The sequence below is a fragment of the Caryophanon latum genome (assembly GCF_001700325.1).
Lineage (GTDB): Bacteria > Bacillota > Bacilli > Bacillales_A > Planococcaceae > Caryophanon > Caryophanon latum.
Window position 1 is genome coordinate 32932 of sequence record NZ_MATO01000011.1, and the last position, 9341, is coordinate 42272.

Sequence of the window (9341 nt, forward strand, 5' to 3'; positions counted from 1 at the left end):
TATTGTTTTTACGTGCAAGTGTATTTTTCCTATGTATATTTTGTATTTTCGATAATGTTACGTTTAGATATTATACTTTTGGCCTTATGAATTTCCCTCTTTCTAGCAGTTCATGAGTTAATAAGTGAATAAAACTGACGACGTTAATAAAAATTGTTATTATTTACGAAAAATTCTCGTTTACGCATTTTGCATTGAAAGCATAGGTAAAATTAAGCATAATTTAAACTGAAATACATATCTATAAACTAGAGACAGAATAGGGGAAATAAATCATGGCATTAATCGGTAAAGAAATCGCACCGTTCCAAGCAAAAGCTTTCCAACAAGGCGAGTTCATCGACGTATCTTCAGAAAACTTCAAAGGACAATGGTCAGTAGTATGCTTCTACCCAGCAGACTTCACTTTCGTATGCCCAACTGAATTAGAAGACTTACAAAACGAATACGCAACATTAAAATCTTTAGGTGTAGAAGTTTACTCAGTATCAACTGACACACACTTCACACATAAAGCATGGCACGATTCTTCACCAGCAATCGGCAAAATCGAGTACATTATGATCGGTGACCCATCTCACCAAATTTCTCGCGCGTTTGACGTATTAATCGAAGAAGACGGTTTAGCTGAGCGTGGTACATTCATCATCGATCCAGACGGTATTGTACAAGCTATCGAAATTAACGCAGGCGGCATCGGTCGTGACGCTTCTACTTTAGTAAACAAAGTAAAAGCTGCACAATACGTACGCAACAATCCAGGTGAAGTTTGCCCAGCGAAATGGGAAGAAGGCGCTGATACATTAAAGCCAAGCCTTGACCTAGTTGGTAAACTTTAATATTCACCGTTTGAATAATAGAACATCGCTAACAACTTAGCACATCACGGGGGGCTTCTGGACATGTCTAGAACGCCCCTTGTTTTCGATTTAATCGGACGTGTTGTGGCAGGAAGCGTGTTGCGGCTCGCCCGACAAATTTCAGCTATGTTGATACGCTTTTGATATAGCACGGAAGCTGAATTAAGTTTTCAACTGTAAGAGCAGTGAGCATGCGGCGAGACTCCTTGTGGTGAGACCCCACAGCGTAGCGAGGAGGCTCAAGGAAGGCAGTAAGCGCCACGTCTATGTGGCACTGCCTTCAGAACTATAGCCCCCACGCCTAAGGAAAGCGAGCCGCCATACGCGCAATGCTCATAAACTAGCGTAGCGACATGCACAAAAACATTTATTTAGGAGGAACTACCATGCTAGATCAAGCAATTAAAGACCAATTAAAACAATACTTAGCAATGCTCGAGGGCGACTTAGTCATTAAATATAGCGTTGCAGACGACAAAGCATCACAAGATATTTTAGCGTTAGTAAACGAGCTAACGAACCTTTCAACACGTATCACAAGCGAGGAAGCAGCGTTAGAGCGCACACCGAGCTTCTCGGTAAACAAAGCAGGTGAAGCGGATTCAGGTGTTATTTTCGCAGGCTTGCCACTAGGTCACGAGTTCACATCACTTGTCCTTGCATTACTACAAGTATCAGGTCGTGCACCAAAAGTAGAAAAAGCGACAATCGACCGCATTCAAGCGATTAAAAAGCCGTTAGTATTCGAAACGTACGTAAGTTTAACGTGCCATAACTGCCCAGACGTTGTGCAGGCTTTAAACATTATGGCCGTATTAAACCCGAACGTGACGCACACGATGGTTGAAGGCGGTACGTTCCAAAATGAAATTCAAGCGCGCGATATTATGGCGGTGCCAACTGTGTTCTTAAACGGCGAAAACTTCGGCGGTGGACGTATGGAGCTTGAGGACATTTTAACGAAGCTTGGCGAAGTATCAGACGGCTCGGAGTTTGAAGGCATTGAACCGTTTGACGTGCTCGTTGTCGGCGGCGGTCCAGCAGGTGCAGCAGCGGCAATTTATGCAGCACGTAAAGGCATTCGTACAGGGATCGTAGCAGAGCGCTTCGGTGGTCAAGTCAACGACACATTAGCAATCGAAAACATTATCGGTACGAAAGCAACAGAAGGTCCAGCATTCGTATCAAGCTTAGAAGCACATGTACTGGATTACCCAGTAGACATTTTCAAATCACAACGCGCAGCTCGCATCGAGAAAAAAGAGCTTGTTGAAGTAACACTTGAAAATGGTGCGGTATTACAAGGGAAATCGGTAATCGTGGCAACAGGTGCACGCTACCGTCAGCTAGGTGTTCCAGGTGAAGTGGAATTCAAAAACAAAGGGGTTGCGTATTGCCCACATTGTGACGGTCCAATTTTCAAAGGAAAAGATGTTGCGGTCATTGGTGGCGGTAACTCAGGTGTTGAAGCGGCAATCGACTTAGCAGGTGTTGTAAAGCACGTAACATTAATCCAACGTAGCGGCGAGTTAAAAGCTGACCAAGTATTACAAGAACGCGTACGTAGCTTACCGAACGTAACGGTGATTACGAACGCATTAACGAAAGAAATTACAGGTACGAACAAAGTAAACGGCTTAACGTACATCGATGCATTAACGAACATCGAGCATCACATCGCACTTGAAGGTGTATTCGTACAAATCGGTTTATTACCGAACACGGAATTCGTTGAAGGTTCACTTGAATTAAACGGTCACGGTGAAATCATCATCGACGGTCACGGTGCAACGAGCATGCCAGGCGTATTCGCAGCAGGTGACTGCACGAACACAGTGTACAAGCAAATCATCATTTCAATGGGTGCAGGGGCAACAGCAGCACTTGGCGCATTTGACTACATGATTCGCCAAGCACCAGTGCGTGAGTTAGTCGAAGCATAATGGAAACGCGAAAGTAGGGGAAACCTTGCTTTCGCGTTTTTCTATTCAATCGTACTTAGCTGATTGTTCAAATGCCCTGTAAGTCGATCTTTAGGAATTGATGTGTGACGAGTAATCGCAGAGACAAAGCGAACGACCATACGCATCTGCCAATTGAATGACTCATCATGAACGTTGTAACAAATCGTCACAATGATGCGTTTCATAGAGGAAAGCAGGAGTTTTATGCGATGCTGTCGTAATAAAGAGATAACGGAAAGGGAGTGGCAACATGAAAAAAATTGCACTACCAGTACTAGGTGTCATCATTTTTTTAACAGCAATGCTCGCGTTTCACTTTTTTGTACCGACAAACGTGACGGCAACGGACGATGACATTGTGAAAATTCGCGTGTTTGACGGCAATGACGGCACCGAAACAATTATTACGAGCGAAGCACAAATTGAGCGTATTGTGACGATGCTTAACGATATCGAGTTTTTGAAAACAGGTGTATCGATCGGATATATTGGCTACAGCTATGATGTGACGTATTACACCGCTTCTGGTGAAGAAGTACAGCAGTTCATCGTCAACAACGAGAAACAAATTCGCTATGAAGGGTTCTTTTATGAGGCACAAAACGGGGCGATTGATATGGCGGTACTTACAGGTGATGCATTATGAAAAAATGGTTATGTGCAGCACTTTTACTCGCAGGCTGCTCGCATACAGTAAGCGAGGACGACTTGCCACAAGCGCACGTCATCGTCGGAGGGAAAACGTATGACACATCGATCGGCACGTATTGCTGGGACGAAGTGTGCGTCGATAAAGTGAGCCCAGACGAACAGCTACAACACGCTGAGCCCATCATTGTAAGCAGCGGGGAGCCGCTTAGCATACAGCTTGAAGGAGAAGAGCCGCCAACGAATATCGATGTATCACGGGTAAACGGAAATGACGTCCAAATCGTGCCACTCGAACATGGGCAAATGACAGCGCCGATTGAACGAGGGAAATATACGTATAATTACCGAGCATCGTGGCTGGACGGTAACGTGTCGTACGGTGATATATCGTACGTGTTTGTAATTGAAGTGCAATGAGCTGTGTTACATGTAGCACGGCTTTTTTCAGGCTCATAAAAAATATTTTTTGTAACGAATGCATCATTTTATTGAATCGCTTTGGCAATCATAATTATTTACGATCTAGTTTGTGCTTTTCGTATTAGGCGGTGCATGAAATGAAAAAGCTATATTACGATCGCATTATTTGCGGTATGATGCATAGTATATTTGCAATACGTAGTGCAGTCGTGTCATCATTATGAAAAAGAGTATGTTCAAAGGAGGAAGGACGATGAAGCGCAACTTGTTCATTTCACTTGCAGTCATTGTTTGTATGCTTGTGCTATTTCTTTACGTGTCGTTTAATGGTAATTTTATTACGAAATCAATGGCGATGAAAAAAATTGAGGAATACGTTATGACGACGTATGCGGGTAGCGATATTACTAAAGGAGATGCGAGTGGCTTTAATTTTAAAGACGCTAGCTATTACACGTATTACACAATTGATAAAAGAGAATACTCATTTTCAATTCGCGGTGCAATCGTGTTACAAGAACGCATTTATACAGATGTTGATTATAGCGCGCTTCACGAGGCACAAACAGCCGCCTTCACAAATAGTGGCACAGCATGGCTTCATGAGCAGCTAAAGCGAGCGAATGTGCCAGTCGAATCAGCGTATTATAGCGCATACGTGTTTAAAGACCTTGCTGATAATACAGCTGTATGGAAGCCAACGCTTAGTGACGAATTGCGCATCGTTGTCGATATTGAGCTAGCGTACACGAAACAAAGCGAAGAAGCCTTTTTACAGCAAGCGACAAACATTCAGCAACTGTTAAATGCAAATGGCTTAACGTATACAGAGGCGGCCGTTTATGCACGACGCGACGTACGAAGCGGCAGCGACACGCATTCAGAAGTCGCATACACAACTGTGTTTACACCAACTACGAAACAATTAAATAGTATAAAATAACGACAAGTGCGGCTACGTTTTGTAGTCGTGCTTTTTTATGAGATAAACGCCTGTTGTTTTGTAGTCGAATCACTCCTATACTCATCATAAGGAGGTTGGACATATTGGATCAGGACATTAACCTATTTTTACGCGAAACGCTTGTCGGTGAAACGGTCGATGCGCTCCATTTTTGGTGGCCGGCACTTATGTTATCGACAGATCATAGCACCTATGATGACATTACGATTCGTCTAGAAGGTACATACATATTGACAGATGCAAACGGTGAACGCATTGTGCGCCGCGATGATTTCGGTCGCTTAGAGCATTTGTGTGCACTTGCACGTGAAAAAATTGCTTCGGCGTGCATCGTCGGCGATAATGATTTATCACTTCAGTTTGAATCAGGCATCACACTTTATCTGTTCGGTGACAACGGCTCATTTGAAGGGTGGCACGTTGAGGCGAAGTCAGACGAGCAATTTCGACTACTCGTTGCGGGTATTGGCAAGGAGCTAACATTTTTCAATGAATAATTTTTATAGGGCATTTTCGTGACAATACAGCAAAAAAACGCTATAGTATAAGCAAATAAATGGAAAGAGGCGAACTTATGTCAAGACTACAAAATAAAGCAGTCATTATTACAGGCGGTGCTGGCGGGATTGGTGCTGGCATGGCAAAAGCGATGGTAAAAGAAGGCGCTAACGTATTAATCGTTGACGTAAATGAAGAAGCGGGCGCAAAAGTATTAGCAGAGCTTCGCGAGTTTTCACCAAAAAGCGAATTTTTACAATTTGATTTAATGAAGCACGATGAGTTACATAAAATTGTCGACTTTGCTGTAGAGAAGTTCGGACGTTTAGACGTGCTTGTAAACAACGCACACGTATCACGCCAAATTATGTTTGAAGAAACGAAGCAAGAGCACTTCGATTTATCATTTGGCACAGGCTTCTACCCGACGTTTTACTTAATGCAAGCAGCACTGCCACACTTAAAAGAAACAAAAGGTAACATCATTAACTTCGCATCAGGTGCCGGCATTTCTGGTCAAAAAACGCAAACAGCATACGCAGCAGCGAAGGAAGCAATTCGTGGCATGACGCGCGTTGTGGCGAACGAGGTTGCACAATACGGCGTAACGGTGAACATCATCTCACCAATGGCCATGACTGAAGGCGTAGAAAAATGGAAAGCGGCATTCCCAGATATGTACGAGGATACGTTATCAAAAGTGCCACTAGGTCGTTTCGGTGACCCAGAGCAAGACATCGGTCGCGTAGCTGTGTTTTTAGCATCAGAAGACAGCAAATACATGACAGGTCAAACGTTTATGGTTGACGGCGGCGTGAATATGCGTCCGTAATATAAAAAGACCCACCTTACATTTTCAGTAAGGCGGGTCTTTTTTAATTTGCAATTTTTGTCTTATGTTTAATGAGCGTTACTTTGAAATTGCTTAGTAAATATAATGTTAAACGCAATAAAGACTTAACATTTTCAAAAGTAGCAAATTTCTCTAAATCACCATGAAAAATAGGGTTTCGAACATGTTGATATAAATAACTAAGCTCTAAAAGTTCATTTAAACATTTATTAGGATTCGGTGACAATTTCATAAACGTATCTATTTTCTCTGCAAAACATAGCCATTTATGCGAATTGTCATTTTCATTCGGAGTTGTCATCGGAATGTTATATGCCTTCAGCAATTCGTTAATGATACTTTCAGCTAAACGAATTAACGCGAAAAATTTTAAATCATTGCTCGAAGTTTTAAATGCTTCTTCGACAGTATCAATTAAGCGAGCAAACCTTTCATAATTAGTCGGATCTATCTTATGTTTAGGAAATACTTTTGGCGCAGTATAAATAGTGCGAGGTGAAGTAGCACTTTTACGTAATACAAGCTCCTTTTGAAGTAATGAAGATTGAGATAAAACTAATAGATTTTTGTACATGATAAATTCCTCCTGAGTGATTGATTAGTTAATAATACATATCTAGGTGCAGAATCTAACACGTGTTATAGTACGTGTTTGTTGTACCTTTATTATTACACGTGTAATAGCACGTGTCAAATGATTTATTGAAATTTATTAGGCATGAGACGAAAAAAAATCAAATCTGTTGATTAGCTACTTTTTTACAGTGGAATCGCTTGTTTTGAACAGCAAAACTGGAATCATTTCTGAATGATTGTAGCAGGAAACATGCAAAGAGACTGTTCGAGGAAGGCAATTTTCATAACTAACATCGTGTTTGCGACTATGATCAATTAAGCTTATGTTTTAAATATAAAAACCCTTCCAACAAAAATAATTGTCGGAAGGGTTATATAAGATGTAAGTTTTCCAGGTCTGTTGATTAGCTATTTATATACAGTGGAATCGGCTGTTATTAGCAACCATTTGGAAATAAATGCTGCATGTTAATAGATAATCAACACGCTTGTAAGTTTTCGTTACTAATTATATGAAGAAGGATCATCAGGATGTAATTGTTCTTTTAATGCATTTTGCAAAACAAGTGAAAAATTAATGTTTTCTTGTTCAGCAGCATCATTTAACCATTTTGGAATAGTTAATGTTTTTTTCACTGAAGCTTGCTTAATTTTTGAGCGAGCAATTGCCATATTTATGCGTAACAAAATAGGAACTTCATTTTCTTCTAAACTTAAATCTTTGAGAGATGTAGGAACAGGTAAAGGTTCATTTAAGCTTTCCAATGTAAAAATATGCAAGGCTAATGCTTGTTCAGCATCTTTATATAGTACATTTTCTTCTTTTTTTTCTTGAATAAATACATTTGGAAAATCTGGAATTCGTACATGTATTTGCCCGTCATCTAGGAATGAAAGTACTGCTAAATAATTGTATATGTTAGGCAGTTTCGTACTCATAATAAAAACCTCTTTCATAAACTTCTTTATACGTATCATAACACGTGTTTTTTATGTGTGCAATATAAAAACCTCTTTCCGATTATGCAAAGAGGTTTTTTATAGCTTATGAAATTTTGATAATAGGAGGGCTACTGTTAACTGGAAAGAATCTTTTACATGTTTTTTAGAGGATTGTTAGTATTTATGTAAATAATATAGCTTTTTCAACAAGTAGTTCAGTTCATCATTTAATACAAATTTTATTCTCATATTTATCAACTAACTATAGGTGTTGAATGGAACTACATTAATCCCATTCAACACTATTTAGTTAAACAATTAAAACTTTTTTCACGTTTTCAATAGACAACGGTTGTAATGTACAAGGCGGTTTAGAATCGTGCTTGTAACTACGAGCATTATCGTATACGGCGAACAAACGCCAACCGTGATCTAAGAGTATCTGTTCTAACTTCTCGTCCGAATATTCTATGTATGGCTCGTATACGATAGATACAGTAGTTTCTTCTAGAGTGTAGTTGATATTGGCCATGAGAGAGCCCTCCTATTATATATTAAATTGGTGTTTCCAAATACTAATTATATTTCAAGTAAATTCTAAAATCAAATAAATATTTACTATTCATTCAATTCGGATAATTTAAATGCATTAACAATCCCTAACTTCTTACAAGCATGTTCCCACGCCTCCAGATCGACGGTTTCTTCAAAGTAAAACACACTTTGCTTTGGCACATCATTTAATAGTTTGCGATAAAACACTTTAAATAATGGCTTGTCCCAATAGCTTTCGTCAGCAGTAATGCGGTCACGGCGGCTAAAAGGGCGCACTTCTTCCTCCTTCAAATACGTACAATTCATTCCTTCGATACGCACGTAACAAATACGCGTATAAATCGGCTTGCCATTTGGATGTTTTTCGTAACGAAGTGTGACGCGGTAATGCTGCTTTTGTGTTGTTGATGGAACAGCCATTTCTTTCATAGTACGCTCATCTAATAATTGTTTTAATGAAAACGTCATGTACAATCCCTCCTTTTTTAACATATTCTGTGCGATTGAGTTAAATCCCTTTTTATTATATGTGGATATAGAATGTGATTAATTTTAGTTATATAATGGTAATTAATTAAACGGTAAAGGGTGGTTTCATGAAATTTGCAAAAATGTTTTTGTTATTGTTGCTTCTCATTGCTACGTGTAATACGAATGTAGTGAATGCGACAACTATGCCAACGATTGGTGAGGCACAGTTTTCAAATAGTGCTACGTTTAGTCCAGATGATGCATTTTTAGCGACAGGTGTGTCTAATGAGACGACGATTTGGCATGCGAAGTCTTTAGAAAAAATTCAAACGTTTCAAAATGTAGGTGCGGATCAAGCGTTATTTTTCGATAAGCAAGGATACTATTTGTATGCATTGTCAGACAATCAATTGTCAGCGATTCATTTTGAAAGCGGTGAAGTAACATATCAATTTGCTTCTCCATCTAGAAGCTTTACAGATGCCGTATTGAATGACGATGATGATGTCATTTACGTCGTAGAAGGCGTTACACTTTATTACATATATATAAGGTGATTAATATTTAGATTTAAATCCTTTTTCTTC

At 39.8% G+C, this 9341-nt stretch carries 11 protein-coding genes; 8 read left to right on the forward strand and 3 right to left on the reverse strand.

The genetic code is table 11. The features are described 5' to 3' along the window. Window positions 1–275 precede the first annotated feature (275 nt). From ahpC to A6K76_RS02775, 7 genes are all read left to right on the forward strand, one after another. Window positions 276–839 (forward strand): alkyl hydroperoxide reductase subunit C, encoded by a 564-nt coding sequence (gene ahpC, locus A6K76_RS02745; RefSeq protein WP_066461855.1) that lies wholly within the window; start codon window positions 276–278, stop codon window positions 837–839. Between the two features lie 407 nt (window positions 840–1246). Beyond that, window positions 1247–2803, forward strand: a complete 1557-nt coding sequence (ahpF, locus tag A6K76_RS02750; RefSeq protein ID WP_066461857.1) for an alkyl hydroperoxide reductase subunit F — start codon at window positions 1247–1249, stop codon at window positions 2801–2803. Window positions 2804–3074: 271 nt separating this feature from the next. Continuing rightward, window positions 3075–3470: a hypothetical protein gene (locus A6K76_RS02755; protein ID WP_066461860.1), complete on the forward strand. Its 396-nt coding sequence runs from the start codon at window positions 3075–3077 to the stop codon at window positions 3468–3470. Then, window positions 3467–3892, forward strand: a complete 426-nt coding sequence (locus A6K76_RS02760; protein WP_066461862.1) for a hypothetical protein — start codon at window positions 3467–3469, stop codon at window positions 3890–3892. Before A6K76_RS02755 ends, A6K76_RS02760 begins: the two co-directional genes overlap by 4 nt. Before the next feature lie 256 nt (window positions 3893–4148). Next, complete coding sequence (locus A6K76_RS02765; protein ID WP_066461864.1) at window positions 4149–4838, forward strand: YfjL-like protein; 690 nt, start codon at window positions 4149–4151, stop codon at window positions 4836–4838. 104 nt (window positions 4839–4942) lie between these two features. After that, window positions 4943–5356 carry a DUF6188 family protein gene (locus tag A6K76_RS02770; protein ID WP_066461870.1) on the forward strand — a complete coding sequence of 138 codons (414 nt, stop codon included), beginning with the start codon at window positions 4943–4945 and terminating at the stop codon, window positions 5354–5356. 77 nt (window positions 5357–5433) lie between these two features. Then, a complete protein-coding gene (locus A6K76_RS02775) occupies window positions 5434–6189 on the forward strand; it encodes an SDR family NAD(P)-dependent oxidoreductase (RefSeq protein WP_066461872.1) in 756 nt (251 codons plus the stop codon). A 43-nt stretch (window positions 6190–6232) separates the two neighbouring features. Here A6K76_RS02775 and A6K76_RS02780 read toward each other — a convergent pair whose 3' ends face one another. From A6K76_RS02780 to A6K76_RS02795, 3 genes are all read right to left on the reverse strand, one after another. Continuing rightward, on the reverse strand, window positions 6233–6784 hold the full coding sequence (locus A6K76_RS02780; RefSeq protein WP_066461873.1) for a hypothetical protein: 552 nt from the start codon (window positions 6782–6784) through the stop codon (window positions 6233–6235). Window positions 6785–7290: 506 nt separating this feature from the next. Next, entirely contained in the window at window positions 7291–7725 is a 435-nt protein-coding gene (locus A6K76_RS02785; RefSeq protein ID WP_066461874.1) for a type II toxin-antitoxin system HicB family antitoxin, read from the reverse strand. A 621-nt stretch (window positions 7726–8346) separates the two neighbouring features. Continuing rightward, a complete protein-coding gene (locus tag A6K76_RS02795; RefSeq protein WP_066461876.1) occupies window positions 8347–8751 on the reverse strand; it encodes a flagellar type III secretion system protein FlhB in 405 nt (134 codons plus the stop codon). Window positions 8752–8879: 128 nt separating this feature from the next. Here A6K76_RS02795 and A6K76_RS02800 point away from each other — a divergent pair, with 128 nt between their 5' ends. After that, window positions 8880–9311, forward strand: coding sequence for a WD40 repeat domain-containing protein (locus A6K76_RS02800; protein WP_066461877.1), 432 nt, complete (start codon window positions 8880–8882; stop codon window positions 9309–9311). Window positions 9312–9341 lie beyond the last annotated feature (30 nt).